This window comes from Amycolatopsis sp. NPDC041971 (genome assembly GCF_055588925.1).
The window spans coordinates 163,893-180,268 of sequence record NZ_JBVJCE010000002.1 but is presented as its reverse complement, the minus strand read 5'-3'; the positions used below and the strand labels follow the sequence as shown (position 1 = coordinate 180,268).

At 68.9% G+C, this 16,376-nt stretch carries 17 protein-coding genes; 1 reads left to right on the top strand and 16 read right to left on the bottom strand.

The features are described from left to right. Nucleotides 1-42: 42 nt before the first annotated feature. The 13 genes from metK to pyrR form a co-directional block, all read right to left on the bottom strand. Nucleotides 43-1,257 (bottom strand): methionine adenosyltransferase, encoded by a 1,215-nt coding sequence (metK, locus tag ACZ6DT_RS05935; RefSeq protein ID WP_465589334.1) that lies wholly within the window; start codon nucleotides 1,255-1,257, stop codon nucleotides 43-45. Nucleotides 1,258-1,323: 66 nt separating this feature from the next. Further along, nucleotides 1,324-2,562 (bottom strand): bifunctional phosphopantothenoylcysteine decarboxylase/phosphopantothenate--cysteine ligase CoaBC, encoded by a 1,239-nt coding sequence (coaBC, locus tag ACZ6DT_RS05930; protein WP_465589331.1) that lies wholly within the window; start codon nucleotides 2,560-2,562, stop codon nucleotides 1,324-1,326. Between the two features lie 60 nt (nucleotides 2,563-2,622). Beyond that, on the bottom strand, nucleotides 2,623-2,892 hold the full coding sequence (gene rpoZ / locus ACZ6DT_RS05925; protein WP_005152353.1) for a DNA-directed RNA polymerase subunit omega: 270 nt from the start codon (nucleotides 2,890-2,892) through the stop codon (nucleotides 2,623-2,625). A gap of 23 nt (nucleotides 2,893-2,915) precedes the next feature. Beyond that, on the bottom strand, nucleotides 2,916-3,545 hold the full coding sequence (gmk, locus tag ACZ6DT_RS05920; protein WP_465589328.1) for a guanylate kinase: 630 nt from the start codon (nucleotides 3,543-3,545) through the stop codon (nucleotides 2,916-2,918). Beyond that, on the bottom strand, nucleotides 3,542-3,859 hold the full coding sequence (gene mihF / locus ACZ6DT_RS05915) for an integration host factor, actinobacterial type (protein ID WP_003096398.1): 318 nt from the start codon (nucleotides 3,857-3,859) through the stop codon (nucleotides 3,542-3,544). Before mihF ends, gmk begins: the two co-directional genes overlap by 4 nt. A 107-nt stretch (nucleotides 3,860-3,966) precedes the next feature. Continuing rightward, nucleotides 3,967-4,806, bottom strand: a complete 840-nt coding sequence (gene pyrF, locus ACZ6DT_RS05910) for an orotidine-5'-phosphate decarboxylase (protein ID WP_465589326.1) — start codon at nucleotides 4,804-4,806, stop codon at nucleotides 3,967-3,969. Then, complete coding sequence (carB, locus tag ACZ6DT_RS05905) at nucleotides 4,803-8,117, bottom strand: carbamoyl-phosphate synthase large subunit (RefSeq protein WP_465589323.1); 3,315 nt, start codon at nucleotides 8,115-8,117, stop codon at nucleotides 4,803-4,805. The genes pyrF and carB overlap by 4 nt, the downstream gene beginning before the upstream one ends. Then, entirely contained in the window at nucleotides 8,117-8,428 is a 312-nt protein-coding gene (locus tag ACZ6DT_RS05900; RefSeq protein WP_465589320.1) for a DUF4276 family protein, read from the bottom strand. The genes carB and ACZ6DT_RS05900 overlap by 1 nt, the downstream gene beginning before the upstream one ends. Before the next feature lie 96 nt (nucleotides 8,429-8,524). Continuing rightward, complete coding sequence (gene carA / locus ACZ6DT_RS05895; RefSeq protein WP_465589317.1) at nucleotides 8,525-9,664, bottom strand: glutamine-hydrolyzing carbamoyl-phosphate synthase small subunit; 1,140 nt, start codon at nucleotides 9,662-9,664, stop codon at nucleotides 8,525-8,527. Continuing rightward, nucleotides 9,664-10,173: a PH-like domain-containing protein gene (locus ACZ6DT_RS05890; RefSeq protein ID WP_465589314.1), complete on the bottom strand. Its 510-nt coding sequence runs from the start codon at nucleotides 10,171-10,173 to the stop codon at nucleotides 9,664-9,666. Before ACZ6DT_RS05890 ends, carA begins: the two co-directional genes overlap by 1 nt. Further along, nucleotides 10,170-11,471 carry a dihydroorotase gene (locus ACZ6DT_RS05885; protein ID WP_465589311.1) on the bottom strand — a complete coding sequence of 434 codons (1,302 nt, stop codon included), beginning with the start codon at nucleotides 11,469-11,471 and terminating at the stop codon, nucleotides 10,170-10,172. Before ACZ6DT_RS05885 ends, ACZ6DT_RS05890 begins: the two co-directional genes overlap by 4 nt. Beyond that, the gene (locus tag ACZ6DT_RS05880) at nucleotides 11,468-12,415 is read right to left on the bottom strand and encodes an aspartate carbamoyltransferase catalytic subunit (RefSeq protein WP_465589308.1); all 948 of its coding nucleotides are present in this window, start codon (nucleotides 12,413-12,415) and stop codon (nucleotides 11,468-11,470) included. The genes ACZ6DT_RS05885 and ACZ6DT_RS05880 overlap by 4 nt, the downstream gene beginning before the upstream one ends. After that, nucleotides 12,412-13,023: a bifunctional pyr operon transcriptional regulator/uracil phosphoribosyltransferase PyrR gene (gene pyrR / locus ACZ6DT_RS05875; protein ID WP_465589305.1), complete on the bottom strand. Its 612-nt coding sequence runs from the start codon at nucleotides 13,021-13,023 to the stop codon at nucleotides 12,412-12,414. The genes ACZ6DT_RS05880 and pyrR overlap by 4 nt, the downstream gene beginning before the upstream one ends. Before the next feature lie 261 nt (nucleotides 13,024-13,284). Here pyrR and bldD point away from each other — a divergent pair, with 261 nt between their 5' ends. Beyond that, entirely contained in the window at nucleotides 13,285-13,773 is a 489-nt protein-coding gene (gene bldD / locus ACZ6DT_RS05870; protein ID WP_003096372.1) for a transcriptional regulator BldD, read from the top strand. A 262-nt stretch (nucleotides 13,774-14,035) separates the two neighbouring features. On the opposite strand, the gene nusB is transcribed toward bldD, so the two are convergent. Genes nusB through ACZ6DT_RS05855 form a run of 3 tightly spaced genes read right to left on the bottom strand, consistent with a single transcriptional unit; the run spans nucleotide 14,036 to nucleotide 16,199 of the window. Beyond that, entirely contained in the window at nucleotides 14,036-14,500 is a 465-nt protein-coding gene (gene nusB, locus ACZ6DT_RS05865) for a transcription antitermination factor NusB (RefSeq protein ID WP_465589302.1), read from the bottom strand. Beyond that, on the bottom strand, nucleotides 14,500-15,063 hold the full coding sequence (gene efp, locus ACZ6DT_RS05860; protein WP_005152384.1) for an elongation factor P: 564 nt from the start codon (nucleotides 15,061-15,063) through the stop codon (nucleotides 14,500-14,502). The genes nusB and efp overlap by 1 nt, the downstream gene beginning before the upstream one ends. Before the next feature lie 38 nt (nucleotides 15,064-15,101). Continuing rightward, nucleotides 15,102-16,199, bottom strand: coding sequence for a M24 family metallopeptidase (locus ACZ6DT_RS05855; RefSeq protein ID WP_465589299.1), 1,098 nt, complete (start codon nucleotides 16,197-16,199; stop codon nucleotides 15,102-15,104). Nucleotides 16,200-16,376 lie beyond the last annotated feature (177 nt).

The following is a 16,376-nucleotide window of genomic DNA, read 5'->3' as shown; positions in this document are numbered from 1 at the left end:
ACCTAAGTTGAAAAGCAGCCAAGGAGGCCTTCACGGAACGGATCAGGCGCTCGCGGCCGACTTCAGGTCCGCGGCCCGCGCCGTGCTCTCCCACGGGAGGTTCAGCTCGGGACGGCCGAAGTGGCCGTACGCGGCTGTCGGCGCGTAGATCGGGCGAAGCAGGTCGAGGTCGCGGATGATCGCGGCCGGGCGCAGGTCGAAGACCTGCGTGATCGCGGCCTGGATCTTCGACGGGTCGACGGTCTCGGTGCCGAAGGTCTCGACGAAGAGGCCCACCGGGGCCGCCTTGCCGATCGCGTAGGCGACCTGGACCTCCGCGCGCGTGGCAAGCCCGGCGGCGATGACGTTCTTCGCCACCCAGCGCATCGCGTACGCGGCGGAGCGGTCCACCTTGGACGGGTCCTTGCCGGAGAACGCGCCGCCACCGTGCCGGGCCATGCCGCCGTAGGTGTCGACGATGATCTTGCGGCCGGTCAGGCCCGCGTCACCCATCGGGCCGCCGATGACGAAGCGGCCGGTCGGGTTGACCAGCAGGCGCACGTTGGAGGTGTCGAGCCCGAGGTCGGCGATCTCCGGGGCGACCACGTGCTCGCGGACGTCGACGCCGAGCATCTGCTCCAGGTCGATGCCGTCCGCGTGCTGGGTGGACACGACCACCGTGTCGAGCCGTACCGGCTGGTCACCGGCGTACTCGATGGTGACCTGGGTCTTGCCGTCCGGGCGCAGATACGGCAGCACGCCGTCCTTGCGGACCCGGGTCAGCCGCTGCGAGAGCCGGTGCGCCAGCGCGATCGGCAGCGGCATCAGCTCGGGGGTGTCCGAGCAGGCGTAGCCGAACATCAGGCCCTGGTCGCCGGCGCCCTGGCGGTTGATCTCGTCCTCATCGGACTCGACGCGGGACTCGTACGCGGTGTCGACACCCTGCGCGATGTCCGGCGACTGGGAGCCGATCGCGACGTTGACGCCGCAGGAGTTGCCGTCGAAGCCCTTGGCCGAGGAGTCGTAGCCGATCTTCAGGATCACGTCGCGGACGATGGTGGGGATGTCCGCGTAGGCTTCGGTGGTCACCTCGCCGGCGACGTGCACCTGCCCGGTGGTGATGAGGGTTTCGACCGCCACCCGGCTGCGCGGGTCCTTGGCCAGCAGGCCGTCCAGGATCGAGTCGCTGATGGCATCGCAAATTTTGTCGGGATGACCCTCAGTCACCGATTCCGATGTGAACAGTCTGCTCGTGGACGCGGTCACGGTGCCCGTCACTCCCTCACCTAGACGTCTGATGCCTAGAAAGTTAGGCACCCCTCAGCTTGAACTCAAGCCTACTGACTATCGCTTCGGTGACTCTCGACGCTTCATCAAGGTCACAACAGCGTCCCACAATGTGGACGCCAGTTCGGCCTTGGCGCCGAGAGGAATCGGGATTTCGGTGCCGTCGGCCCCGAGCAGCCAGCCCGAGTTGTCCTCGGTGCCGAAAGCCTTCCCCTCACCGACGGCGTTCACCACCAGCAGGTCCGCGCCCTTGCGCTTCAGTTTGACTCTGGCGTGGTCGAGGACGCCGCCTTTGTCGTCCCCGGTTTCGGCGGCGAAGCCGACGACCACCTGGCCCTGGGTCCGATCGCGCACCAGCTCGGCCAGGATGTCCGCGTTGCGCGCGAGCTCGACTACGGGATCCGGGGCGTCGTCGGACTTCTTGATCTTGTGATCGGCCCGGTTCGACGGCCGGAAGTCGGCGACGGCCGCGGCCATCACGAGGACGTCCGCGGAGGCGGCCTCGGCGTGCATGGCCTGGCGCATCTCCTCGGCGGTCGACACGTGGACGACCTTCGCGCCCGCGGGCTCCGGCAGCGCGACGGTGTGCGCGGCGACCAGCGTGACCTCGGCGCCGCGCTGGGCGGCGACACGGGCCAGCGCGTAGCCCTGTTTGCCCGACGAGCGGTTGCCCAGATAACGGACCGGGTCCAGCGGCTCGCGGGTGCCACCGGCCGAAATCACCACGCGCACGCCTTCGAGGTCGCGCGGGAGCGCCTTCGGCACGGCGAGCAGGAGCCGGGCGAGGTCGACGATCTCGGCCGGGTCGGCGAGCCGTCCCTTGCCGGTGTCCTTGCCGGTGAGCCTGCCCGCGGCGGGTTCGGCGACGACCAGACCGCGGGAGCGCAGCAGCGCCACGTTGTCGCGGGTGGCCGGGTGCTCCCACATCTCGGTGTGCATCGCCGGGAAGAAGGCGACCGGGCACGGGGCGGTGAGCAGGGTGTTCGTCAGCAGATCGTCCGCGATGCCGTGCGCGGCCTTGGCGAGCAGGTTCGCCGTGGCGGGCACGACGATCACCAGATCGGCTTCCTTGCCGACGCGGACGTGCTGGACCTCGGGCACCTCGGTGAACACGCCGGTGTGCACCGGGTTCCCGGAGAGTGCCTCGAAGGTGGCCGCGCCGACGAAGTTCAGCGCGGCTTCGGTGGGGACCACGCGGACGTCGTGACCGGATTCGGTCAGTCCGCGCAGGACCTCACACGCCTTGTAGGCGGCGATCCCGCCGCCCACGCCCAGAACGATCTTGGGTTTACTCAAGGGTGTTCTCGGCAGTATCGCGCGGGGCCACCCTCGACAGCCGCCGTGGCCATCGAGTTCCTACTCACCCTCGGTGTGCTCGAGCAGGCCGCCGTGGATCTCGCGCAGGGCGATGGAGAGCGGCTTCTCGCGCGGGCCCGGCTCGACCAGCGGGCCGACGTACTCCAGCAGACCCTCGCCCAGCTGGGCATAGTAGTCGTTGATCTGGCGAGCGCGCTTGGCCGAGTAGATCACCAGCGCGTACTTCGAGCTGACCTTCTCGAGAAGATCGTCGATGGGCGGGTTGGTGATGCCTTCGAGCTCTTCGTGCAGCGTGGCCTGAGTCGTCACTCGTGGTGCTCCGAATCTTCGGTTTAGTTGTCGCCGGTTATCAAGTTTAGCAACTGCTCGGCGGCGTCTCGCACGTCGGCGTTGACGACGCGCTCGTCGAACTCTCCGGCGGCGGCGAGTTCACGCTCCGCCTCGGCCAGCCTGGCCTTCACCGCGGCCTCGTTCTCGGTGCCGCGGCCGGTCAGCCTGCCGACCAGTTCGTCCCACGACGGCGGCATCAGCATCACCAGCCGGGCTTCCGGCATCGCCTTCCGGACCTGCCGCGCGCCCTGGAGTTCGATCTCCAGTACGGCGTTGCGCCCGGCGGCCAGGGCCCGCTCCACGGGCTCGCGCGGGGTGCCGTAGCAATTGCCCGCGAACTCGGCGTGTTCGAGCAGTTCGCCGCCGTCGACCATGCGGTCGAACTCGGGCCGGTCGATGAAGTGGTAGTGCTCGCCGTCCACCTCACCCGGCCTCGGCTTCCTGGTGGTCACCGAGACGCTGAAATAGATCTCCGGATCCAGCTCGCGCAGCTCCCCCGCCACGCTCGACTTCCCGACCCCCGAAGGCCCTGATACGACCGTGAGCCGGTGCCGGGAAGAAACTCCCGCCACCGGCTCACCGCCGCGGTCAGCGCCCGGGTTCACCGGGTGGTCCTGACCGGCGCCGCTCACTCGCCGCTGAATTCGGCCAGCAGCGCCTTGCGCTGCCGGTCGCCGAGGCCGCGAAGACGACGGCTGGGTGCGATCTCCAGTCGTTCCATGGTCTGCTGGGCACGGACCTTGCCGACGCCCGGAAGAGCCTCGAGCAGAGCCGAGACCTTCATCTTGCCGAGGACTTCGTTCTCCTCGGCCTGCTTCAACACGTCGACCAGAGTGGTACCGCCCCGCTTCAGCCGCTCCTTCAGCTCAGCACGGATGCGGCGGGCGGCGGCGGCCTTCTCCAGCGCCGCAGCGCGCTGTTCCTCTGTCAGCTGGGGAAGTGCCACGTTTTCCTCCGGTAGTTCTCAAATCTGGGTGGGTGTGGCGACGGTACCCACCCGTTACCTCGGCCCACAATGCGGGGGTGGCTGGTCATGACGGATTCCCGGGCCTGCTATTGGCCTTTTTCCAGGGGACCGAGGGAATCCCGGGTCCGCCGAACGGCCGCACGCAACGCTTCGGGGTCCGGCCCGTGCCGGAGGACGTCACGGGACGACGCGGGGAGCACACCCGGCAGTCCCGGCCCGAAAAGCGCCCGCAAATCGGCCGGGGTGGCCCCCTGTGCCCCGAAACCGGGCGCCAGGACGGGGCCGTTCAGCTTGCTCAGATCGAGCTCTCCGGGCGCGATGGTGGCACCGACGACGACACCGATGTCACCCAAAGGCCCGACGCCCGCGTTGTATGCGCCCGCCGTGTCGACGATGTCCTGCGCGACGGTCTTTCCGTTGGGCAGCAAGGCGTTCTGCAATCCCCGCGCCTCCGGGTTGGAGGTGCGCGCGAGGACGAACAGACCCTTGCCTTGCGTCTGGGCAACATCGAGCGCGGGGGCCAGCGAACCGAAACCGAGGTACGGCGACACCGTGATGGCGTCCGCCTCGAGTTCGGCGCCGCCGGGCAGGAAGGCCGCCGTGTACGCCGCCATCGTCGAACCGATGTCGCCGCGTTTGACGTCCAGCAGGACGAGCGCGCCCGCCTCCCGGCACACCTTCATCGTCTTGGCCAGAACAGCGACCCCAGGAGGCCCGTAGGCCTCGAAAAAGGCCGACTGGGGCTTGATCACCGCGACCTCGGGCGCGATCGCCTCAGCGGCCGTGAGGGCGAACTTCTCCAGACCGCCCGCGTCCACCGGAAGACCCCACGCCTGGAGCAGCCCGGGATGGGGGTCGATGCCGGCGCAGAGCGGTCCCTTCTCGGCGACCGCCCGCGCCAGCCGCGCCCCGAATCGCTCGCTCACGCCTTGGCCTTCAGCGCCGCCTGGAGGCTCTGCAGCGACCGCACGCCGATGTCGCCCTTGATGACGGCCTCTATCCCGTGCACGGCCGCCGCCGCGCCCTGCACCGTGGTGATGCAGGGGATGTCCCGCGACACCGCGGCCGTGCGGATCTCGTAACCGTCGATGCGGGGACCGCTGTTGCCGTACGGGGTGTTGATCACCATCTGCACCTCGCCGCTGAGGATGACGTCCACGACGTTCTGCTCCCCTTCGGCCGAACCCTCGTAGTGCTTGCGCACGACGGTGCAGGGGATTCCGTTGCGCCGCAACACTTCCGCGGTACCCGACGTGGCGAGGATCTCGAAGCCGAGGTCCGCCAGCCGCTTCACCGGGAACACCAGCGAACGCTTGTCGCGGTTGGCGACGGAGACGAACACCTTGCCCGACGTCGGCAGCGAACCGTAGGCACCGGCCTGCGATTTGGCGAACGCCTTGCCGAAGGAGACGTCCACGCCCATGACCTCGCCCGTGGACTTCATCTCCGGGCCGAGCAGCGAGTCGACGCCGTGCCCCTCGGGGGTGCGGAAGCGGTGGAACGGCAGGACCGCCTCCTTGACCGCGACGGGCGAATCGGCGGGCATGTGGCCGCCGTCACCCTCGGCCGGGAGGACCCCTGCCTCGCGCAGCTCCTTGATCGACGAGCCGGTCATGATCAGCGCCGCGGCCTTCGCCAGCGGCACCGCGGTCGCCTTCGACACGAACGGCACCGTCCGCGAGGCGCGCGGGTTGGCCTCCAGGACGTACAGGATGTCGTCCTTGAGCGCGTACTGGACGTTCAGCAGCCCGCGGACGCCGACGCCGCGCGCGATGGCCTCGGTCGAGCGGCGCACCGTCTCGATGTCGGTCCGCCCCAGCGTGATCGGCGGCAGCGCGCACGAGGAGTCGCCGGAGTGGATCCCGGCCTCCTCGATGTGCTCCATGACGCCGCCGAGGAACAGCTCGTCGCCGTCGAACAGCGCGTCGACGTCGATCTCGATGGCGTCGTCGAGGAAGCGGTCCACCAGCACGGGGTGCTCGGGGGTGACCTCGGTGGCGCGGTGGATGTAGCCGGCGAGCGATTCCTCGTCGTACACGATCTCCATGCCGCGTCCGCCGAGCACGTAGGACGGCCGGACCAGGACCGGGTAGCCGATCCTGTCGGCGATCCGCTTCGCGCCCTCGAACGAGGTCGCCGTGCCGTACTTCGGCGCGGGCAGCCCGGCGTCGGTGAGGACCTCGCCGAACGCGCCGCGGTCCTCGGCGAGGTGGATCGCGTCCGGGGAGGTGCCGATCACCGGGACACCGGCGTCGGCGAGGCGCTTCGCGAGCGAGAGCGGGGTCTGGCCACCCAGCTGCACGATGACACCGGCGACGGTGCCCGACTCCTGCTCGGCGTTGACGACTTCGAGGACGTCCTCGAACGACAGCGGCTCGAAGTACAGCCTGTCCGAGGTGTCGTAGTCGGTGGAGACGGTCTCGGGGTTGCAGTTGACCATGACGGCCTCGAAACCGGCCTCGCGCAGGGCGATCGCGGCGTGCACGCACGAGTAGTCGAACTCGATGCCCTGTCCGATGCGGTTCGGCCCGGAACCGAGGATCAGCACCTTCGGCTTGTCGGTCTGCGCGGTGATCTCCGACTGCGCGGCGGGATCGGTCTCGTAGGCCGAGTAGTGGTACGGCGTCTTGGCCGCGAACTCGGCCGCACAGGTGTCGACGGTCTTGTACACCGGCCGCACGCCGAGACGGCGGCGCAGCGCGCGGACGCCGTCCTCACCGGCGAGTTCCGGCCGCAGCGCGGCGATCTGGCGGTCCGAAAGGCCGGTGCGCTTGGCCCGCCGCAGCAGCGGCTCGTCCAGCACCTGCGCGTCGCGGACCTCGGCGCCGACCTCGCCGATGAGCGCGATCTGGTCGATGAACCACGGGTCGATACCCGACGCCTCGTGGATCTCCTCGACCGTGGCACCGAACCGCAGCGCCCGCTCGACCTCGTAGATCCGCCCGTCGTGCGGGGTGCGCAGGGCGTCCAAGATGGACTCCTTGGTCGCGCCTTCGGGGTCGGGGCGGGTCCAGAAGCCGGTGGCCTTGGTGTCGATGGACCGCAATGCCTTGCCGAGCGCCTCAGGGAAGCTGCGGCCGAACGACATCGCTTCGCCGACGCTCTTCATCGTCGTGGTCAGCGTGGGGTCCGCGCCGGGGAACTTCTCGAAGGCGAATCGCGGCACCTTCACCACGACGTAGTCCAGCGTCGGCTCGAAGGCCGCCGGGGTCTCGCCGGTGATGTCGTTGCGGATCTCGTCGAGGGTGTAGCCGATGGCGAGCTTCGCGGCGATCTTGGCGATCGGGAAGCCGGTGGCCTTCGACGCCAGCGCGCTCGACCGGGACACGCGGGGGTTCATCTCGATGACGACCATGCGGCCGTCGGCCGGGTTGACCGCGAACTGGATGTTGCAGCCGCCGGTGTCGACGCCGACCTCGCGCAGCACGGCGATGCCGACGTCGCGCATGTGCTGGTACTCGCGGTCGGTCAGGGTCATCGCGGGCGCGACGGTGACCGAGTCGCCGGTGTGCACGCCCATCGCGTCGATGTTCTCGATCGAGCAGACGACCACCACGTTGTCGTGCCGGTCGCGCATGAGCTCGAGTTCGAACTCCTTCCAGCCGAGGACGCTCTCCTCGATCAGCACCTCGGTGACCGGCGACTCGGTGAGGCCGGTGGAGGCGAGCCGCTCCAGCTCCGCGTCGGTGTGCGCCATGCCCGAGCCGAGCCCGCCCATGGTGAACGACGGCCGGATGACCACCGGGAGGCCGACCTCGGCGACGGTCGCGCGGACCTCGTCCATGTCGTGGCAGACCCGCGAACGCGGCACCTCGGCGCCGATCGTGCGGACGATGTCCTTGAACTTCTGCCGGTCCTCACCGCGCTGGATGGCCTCGACATCGGCGCCGATCAGCTCGACGCCGTACTTCTCCAGGACACCGCGCTCGTGCAGGGCGACAGCGCAGTTGAGCGCCGTCTGCCCGCCGAGGGTCGCGAGGATCGCGTCAGGACGCTCTACGGCGATGACCTTCTCGACGAATTCCGGCGTGACCGGCTCGATGTAGGTGGCGTCGGCGAACTCGGGGTCGGTCATGATGGTCGCCGGGTTCGAGTTCACCAGCGAGACGCGCAGGCCCTCTTCGCGGAGTACGCGGCAGGCCTGGGTGCCGGAGTAGTCGAACTCCGCCGCCTGGCCGATCACGATCGGCCCGGAGCCGATCACCAGCACGTGCTGGATATCTGTCCTCTTCGGCATTACTTTTCCTCACTCACCAGGCGCCGCAGACCGTCGCGGAAGACCTGAAAACTCTGGGAACGATTGTTCTCTACATCCATGTGCGGCGCTATCGCCTCCGCGGCCGTGATCTTGGCCAGCTGGTCTCGGTGGTAGCCGCATGCCTGCAGCATGTGCTCCAAGGCCCGAGAAGCCTTACCGGTGCCGTCCGGATCCCGATAGCGCGCATGTTTCGCGAGGTCGTGCGGCACCTTCGGGTAGGCGACACACAGCGCGGGGACATCGCCGAGGAACCAGGACTCCAGCTCATCGATCGCGATCCTGTGCAGCACCGCATTTGAAGGCAAGTCAGCCGTTTCCGTCCAGCTCGGCGTCCCGAAGCACCCGGCAATTCCGGATCCGGCTCCGCTCGATTCCGGTCGTGACCGTCATCGCCCGGCCTTCTTCTCCATCAAGCTCACGAACTCGTCGAACAAGGGGGCGGCGTCGTGCGGGCCGGCGGCGGCCTCGGGGTGGTACTGCACCGAGAACGCGGGGACGTCGAACGCGCGGACACCTTCGACGGTGTCGTCGTTCGGGCAGTAGTGCGAGATCTGCGCGGCACCGAACGGCGACTCGAAACGCTGCCCCGGCTCGCCTTCGAGGGCGAAACCGTGGTTCTGCGCGGTGATCGCGACGCGTTTGGTGGCCACGTCGATCACCGGGATGTTGATCCCGCGGTGGCCGTAGCGCATCTTGTAGGTGCCCAGCCCCAGCGCGCGGCCGAGGATCTGGTTGCCGAAGCAGATGCCGAACAGCGGGATTTCCCGCTGCAGCACGGCTTTCGTCAGTTCCGTCGCGTGCGCGGTGGTCGCCGGGTCGCCGGGGCCGTTGGACAGGAACACGCCGTCCGCCTCGACGGCGAGCAGTTCGTCAGGAGTGGACGACGAGGGCAGCACGTGCACCTCGATACCGCGAGCGGCCATCATGCGCGGGGTGTTGGACTTGATGCCCAGGTCCAGCGCGGCCACGCGGAACCGGGTCTCCCCTTGCGCCTTGACCACGTACGGCTGCTTCGTGGTGACCTCGCCGGCGAGGTCGGCGCCCGTCATCTGCGGGCTGGCCTTCACCTCGGCGAGCATTTCCTCGTCGGTGCCCAGCGCGTCACCGGAGAACACGCCGGACCGCATGGCGCCCTGCTCGCGCAGGTGCCGGGTCAGCGTGCGGGTGTCCACTTGCGCGATCCCGACGACGCCCTGGCGCTCCAGTTCCTCGTCCAGCGTGCGCTTGGAGCGCCAGTTGGACGGGGTGCGCGCCGGGTCGCGGACGACGTAGCCCGAGACCCAGATGCGGGCGGACTCGTCGTCCTCGTCGTTCCAGCCGGTGTTGCCGATCTGCGGCGCGGTCTGGACCACGATCTGCCGGTGGTAGGACGGGTCGGTCAGCGTCTCCTGGTAGCCGGTCATGCCGGTGCAGAACACCGCCTCACCCAGACTGCGGCCACGGGCGCCGTACGCGGAGCCGCGGAACACGCGGCCGTCTTCGAGGACCAGTGCAGCAGGGGTCCTGGTGCCGTTCGCGGTGCTCATCAGGCACCTCCCTTGATTTCGTTGCGAATTTCTTGCAAAGCTTCGATCCACTGTGGATAGTCGTCGACGTCGTCGCCGCGGAATCCGGTGTCCAGTTCGACGTCGCCCGCCAGCCAGGTGACGACGAGCAGCGCGTCGATGCCCATCACCTTCCCGGCCATCCCCTTGTCCTTGCGGACGCCGGTGACGGCCGCGCGCGGGATCCAGAAGTCCGGGGCGCCGCCGCGTTCGATGGCGATGCCGTCTTCGTGCAGGCGCCAGACCGCGCCGGTGCGCAGGCCGGCGCCGCGGGTGACCACGCGCTCCTGCCAGTGCCCCGCCGTCGTGGTGCTGACGTAAACCCCGCTTGACTCCAGTTCAACGCCGCCGGGCTCCGCGGGGATCTCCGGGAACGGCGGCACCTGGACGCTCTGCGCCCGGGACTTGCGGCGCCAGCCGCGCCACATCAGGAAGACGCAGAACAGGAAGAAGGCGAAGACCGCCAAAGTCAGCAGAATCCGGTCGCTCATCGCGTGATCTTCCCTTCCCGCGCGGTGATCCGCCCGCGCAGCAACGTCGCCGTCACCACGCCGGGGAGCCGCATTCCTTCGTACGGGGTGTTGCTCGAAATGCTGGCAAGTTCGAAACCCCGTACGGTCCATTCGGCATCCGGGTCCACCAGCGTCAGGTTGGCCGGTTCGCCGACCTCGATCGGACGGCCGTGGTCGGTCAGGTCGCCGATCTCGGCGGGCCGCTCGCTCATCACCCGCGCGACGCCCCGCCAGTCCAGCAGGCCGGTGCGGACCATGGTCTCGACCACGATCGACAGCGCCGTCTGGAGGCCGAGCATGCCGGGCCGGGCCGAGTTCCACTCGCAGTCCTTGTCCTGGACGGCGTGCGGCGCGTGGTCGGTGGCGACGCAGTCGATGACGCCCTCGGCTAGCGCGGCGCGCAGCTTCTCGGCGTCGGACTCGGTGCGCAGCGGCGGGTTGACCTTGTTGACCGGGTCATAGGTCGCGAGCCGCTCGTCGGTCAGCAGCAGATGGTGCGGCGTGACCTCGGCCGAGACCTTGGTACCGCGCTCCTTGGCCCACTTCAGGATGTCGGCCGTGCCCGAGGTGGACACGTGGCAGACGTGCAGCCGCGCGTTCGCGTGCTCGGCCAGCAGGCAGTCGCGGGCGACGATCGACTCCTCCGCCGAAGCGGGCCAGCCGGTGTAACCCAGGCGCGCGGCCTGCTCACCTTCATTCGCCTGGGCGCCGACGGTCAGCCGTGGCTCCTCGGCGTGCTGGGCGATGACCACGCCGAGCGCCGTCGAGTACTCCAGCGCGCGGCGCATGAGCAGCGGATCCGCGACGCACAGACCGTCGTCGGAGAAGACCTTCACCCGGGCTTCCGACTTCGCCATGGTGCCCAGTTCGGCGAGCTTCTCGCCCTTGAGGCCCACGGTGACCGCGCCGACCGGGTGCACGTCGACCAGCCCGGCCTCCTGGCCGCGCCGCCACACGTGGTCGACGATCACCGCGTTGTCGGCCACCGGGTCGGTGTTGGCCATGGCGAACACCGCGGTGTAGCCGCCGAGCGCGGCCGCGGCCGAACCGGTGGCGATCGTCTCGGTGTCCTCGCGGCCGGGTTCGCGCAGGTGGGTGTGCAGGTCGACGAAGCCGGGGAGCAGCACCTGGCCACCCGCTTCGATCACCTCGACGGCTGCGTCGTCGGCCGGGGTGTCGAGGGACCCGATGTGGGTGATGACCCCATCCTCGACGAGCACGTCGACCGGGTCGCCCTCGCCGTAGGGTCGGGCGCCCTTGATCAGGACGGTGGTCACGCGGTGGCTCCTTCGCTGGCGAGCAGGTGGTAGAGGACCGCCATGCGTACGTGGACGCCGTTGCGGACCTGTTCGGTGATGGCCGAGGCCGGGGAGTCGGCGACCGCCGAGGCGATCTCCATTCCGCGCAGCATCGGACCGGGATGCAGGACGACGGCGTGCTCGGGCAGCAGCTTCATCCGTCGTTCGTTGAGGCCATAGGAGATCGAGTACTCACGCGCAGACGGGAAGAAGCTCTGCCCTGGCCCCCCGGCTGTCATCCGTTCCGCCTGAACCCGCAGCATCATGACCGCGTCGACCGCGGGAAGTTCGGCGTCGAGTTCGTGCGACACGGTGACGGGCAGGCTCTCCACCCCGGCGGGCAGCAGGGTCGGCGGCGCGACGAGCACCACTTCCGCGCCCAGCGCGGACAGCAGATGGATGTTCGACCGCGCGACCCGGCTGTGCAGGACGTCGCCGACGATCGCGATGCGGCGTCCCTCGATCGAGCCGAGGCGCTCTCGCAGCGTCGCCGCGTCGAGCAGTGCCTGCGTCGGATGCTCGTGCGTGCCGTCGCCCGCGTTGACGACCGCCGTCCCGGCTTCGGCGAGCCAGCCCGAAAGCCGCTGCGCCGCACCGGAGGCGGGGTGCCGGATGATCACGCAGTCGGCGCCCGCCGCGGCCAGGGTCAGCGCGGTGTCCCGCAGCGATTCGCCCTTGTTGACCGAGGAACTGGAGGCGGAGACGTTGATCACGTCGGCGCTCATCCACTTCCCCGCGATCTCGAAGGAGACGCGGGTACGGGTCGAGTTCTCGTAGAACAACGTGATCACGGTGCGGCCGCGCAACGTCGGCAGTTTGCGGACCTCGCGGCCCAGCAGGGTGTGCTTGAGCTCTTCGGCGGTGTCCAGCACGGCTGTCGCGAGCGCCGGGTCGAGCCCGTCGGTGGCGAGCAGGTGCTTCACGATCGATCTCCTTCTGGTGAAGCGCTCTCATTCAACGACCGAAGCAGAACCGTGTCCCGTCCGTCCACTTCGGACAGCAGAACCTCGATCCCCTCGGCGCGCGAGGTGGGCACGTTCTTGCCCACGTAGTCGGCGCGGATCGGCAGTTCGCGGTGGCCGCGGTCGACCAGCACGGCCAGCTGGACCGCGCGCGGGCGGCCGTGGTCGCGCAGGGCGTCGAGGGCGGCGCGGATGGTGCGGCCGGAGAACAGCACGTCGTCGATCAGGATGACCACCGCGTCGTCGATACCGGTCGGCGGCAGCTGCGAATGTTCGAGCGCGCGGGGCGGACGGCGGCGGAGATCATCACGGTAGAGCGTGATGTCCAGCGCGCCGGTCGGCGGACGGATGCCGGAGAACTCGGCGATCTTGTCCGCGAGCCGCAGGGCGAGCGGGGTACCCCGGGTGGGGATGCCCAGCAACACGGGCGGAGTCGAGCCACCGGCACCGAGAGCGGTCTTCTCGATGACCTGGTGGGCCATTCGGGCGATCGTGCGCGCGACATCGCCGGACGAAAGCAGCTCACGCTCTCCCGCCGGTTCCGCCGCGCCACGCGGACGTGACGACAAGGCGGACCTCCTTCCCCGCCTCTCTGGACGGGTCCTTAAAGGACGTCGACTTCCTGCTTGGCGAGGAAATCGAATCGACACTAGCAGGAGCGGGAGCTCAGTCTTACGGGTGGCGCGCCCCAGGTGACGAACGCCTCTCGAAAGCACCCGCTTGACCTGGTGACAACTATGCGTAACCATTACTCTGAGTATTCGACTCTAGGAGTCCCCTGGATCGGTCACCCTCGACCGGTTGGGGGTGAGGAAACGGAGAACCACCAGATGGGCGATTACGCCAAGGCGCTCGGGGCCAAGCTCCGCGGGATCCGCCAGCAGCAGGGCCTGTCCCTGCACGGGGTCGAGCAGAAGTCCGGAGGCCGCTGGAAGGCCGTCGTCGTCGGTTCGTACGAGCGCGGAGACCGCGCCGTCACCGTGCAGAAGCTCGCCGAACTGGCCGACTTCTACGGCGTGCCGGTGGTCGAACTGCTGCCGGAGGGCCGGGTGCCGTCGGGCGCCGAACCCGCCACGAAGATCGTCATCAACCTGGAGCGTCTCCAGCAGCTCCCGGCGGAGAAGGTCGGGCCGCTCGCCCGCTACGCCGCCACCATTCAGAGCCAGCGCGGCGACTACAACGGCAAGGTGCTCTCCATCCGCACCGAAGACCTGCGTTCGCTGGCGATCATCTACGACATGACCCCCGGCGAGCTCACCGAGCAGCTGATCGACTGGGGCGTGCTGCCGCCAGAGGCTCGACCGTCCAAAGAGGACTGAAGGTGAGAACGTTTTCGGTCGGGGGGCCGGAAACGTTGCCTTGCCTAGGTGACCAAGGGAGAAGCAACCACCCCAAAGGCGACCACCCCGAAGGTGACCGAGACGAAGGTGACCAAGGTCTTTTGATCTTTTGGAGTCGCGCCTTTTGGCCGGCAGGCCCCGCGATCGTGCTGACAGGGCGCCCTCCAGCCTGACGTGAGAGTCAATGCTGAAGAGCGCCCTGGCAGCACGATCGCGGCAGCGCGATTACAACACAGCGCGATCAGAGAACAGCGCGCAGCCTGTCGGCGATGGTGCCGATCCGGCCGAGCACGCCGTTCACGAAACGCGGCGAGTCGTCGGTCGACAGCTCCTTCGCCAGCCCGACGGCCTCGTCGATGGCGACCGGATCCGGCACGTCCGTCGCCCACAGCAGTTCGTAGACGCCGATCCGCAGCACCGCGAGATCCACCGGCGGCATCCGGTCCAGCGTCCAGCCCTGAGCGTGCTCCGAGAGCAGCTCGTCGATCTGGGTCTTGCGTCCGGTGACGCCCTCGACCAGCGAGATCGTGTAGTCCCCGATCGGGTCGACCTCGACCGAACCGACCCTGTCCGCCAGCAGCGTCACCGCGTCGGCGCCGCGCTGGGCGGCTTCGTACATCATCTCGACGGCACGCTTGCGGGCCTGACGACGGCTGATCGGCCCGCCGCGATTCGGGGACTTGCCGGACTTGTCTGAGCCTGCCATCAGCTGGAGACGCGGCCCAGGTAGCGGCCGTCACGGGTGTCGACCTTGATCTTCTCGCCGGTGGTGAGGAACAACGGCACCTGGATCTCGGCGCCGGTCTCGAGGGTGGCCGGTTTGGTGCCACCGGTGGAACGGTCGCCCTGCAGACCGGGGTCGGTGTGCTGGACGATCAGCTCGACCGAGGTCGGCAGCTCGATGTACAGCGGGACACCCTCGTGCACCGCGACCTGGACCTCGAAGTTCTCGAGCAGGTAGTTCGCGTTGTCGCCGACGGTCTCGGCCAGCACGGTGATCTGGTCGTAGGTCTCCGCGTCCATGAACACGAAGTCCGCGCCGTCCTTGTACAGGTACGTCATGTTGCGGCGATCGACGGTGGCCGTATCGACCTTCGTCCCCGCGTTGAAGGTCTTGTCGACGACCTTGCCGGTCAGCACGTGCTTGAGCGTGGTGCGGACGAACGCGCCACCCTTACCCGGCTTGACGTGCTGGAACGCGGTGACGGTCCAGAGCTGGCCGTCGAGGTTGAGGACGAGCCCGTTCTTCAGGTCGTTGGTGGTGGCCACGAGTGTGCAGTCTCCTGTGTCGATCTTCCGGGCCGCCGTCAGACGACCACGAGTTCCTTGGTGCTCAGCGTGAGGAGTTCGGGCGTACCTTCCCGCACGACCAGCGTGTCCTCGATGCGCACGCCTCCGCGTCCGGGCAGATACACACCAGGTTCGACGGTGACGGCCATACCGGCGGACAGTGTACCGACGCCGGTCGCGGCCAGGCTGGGCGCCTCGTGCACCTGCAGTCCGACTCCGTGGCCGAGACCGTGGCCGAACTCGTCGCCGCGCCCCGCGCCGACGATCACCCCGCGGGCTGCTTTGTCCACTTCGGACACTTCGGCCCCGGGCAGGACGGCGTCACAGCCCGCCGCCTGCGCGCGCTGGACCAGCGCGTAGATCTCCTCCTGCCACGCCGCCGGTTTGCCGAGGACGAACGTGCGGGTCATGTCGGAGTGGTAGCCGTCGACCGTGGCGCCGAAGTCGATCTTGACGAAGTCGCCGTTCGCGAGCGCGGCCGAGGTGGGCCGGTGGTGCGGGATCGCGGAGTTGACGCCCGCCGCGACGATCGTGTCGAACGACGGCCCCGTCGACCCGTGACCGAGCATGCGATTCTCGAGGTCACGGGCGACGTCCAGCTCGGTCCGGCCCGGCCGGAGCCCGCCGGCGGACACCAGGTCCTCCAGCGCCCGGTCGGCCGCCGCGCACGCCTGGCGCAGCGCCTCGATCTCCTGCTCGTCCTTGACCAGCCGCAGCCGCTCGACGAGCCCGGGCGTCCGGACCAGTTCGACCCGGTCGAAGCGGACCTTGAGATCTTCGTGCTGCTCGACACTGACGTGCTGGCTCTCGAACCCGGTTCTGCCGAAGTTCTCGGTCTTCGACGCGGCCAGGTCGGCGAGCTTCGTCGCGCTCGCGCGGTCCAGCACCCGTTCGAGGTCGGGCACCTCCGTCGCCGACTGGACCGTGTAGCGGCCGTCGGTGCAGAAGATCGTCTTGTCGTCGCCGCTCCCGTGGACGAGGAGAGCGGCGTTGGACCCGGTGAAGCCGGTCAGGTACCTGATGTTGAGCAGGTCCGTGACCAGCAGCGCGTCCACCCCGGAGTCGGCCAGCAGGGAACGCAGCGCCGCGCGGCGGCGAGAGAAGTATTCACGCACGTGATGGAGTTTAGGGGGCGGACCACTCCCGTCGCCCCCTTGCGCCGTTCCCTTTGCGCCGCCTTGTGGCTCCCGGTGGTGGGGGGGGGGGGGGGGGGGGGGGGGGGGGGGGGTTGGGGGGGGGGGGGGGGGGAAAATACGAAACAAAACGAACCAACAGAAGCCAACGAACCAAAG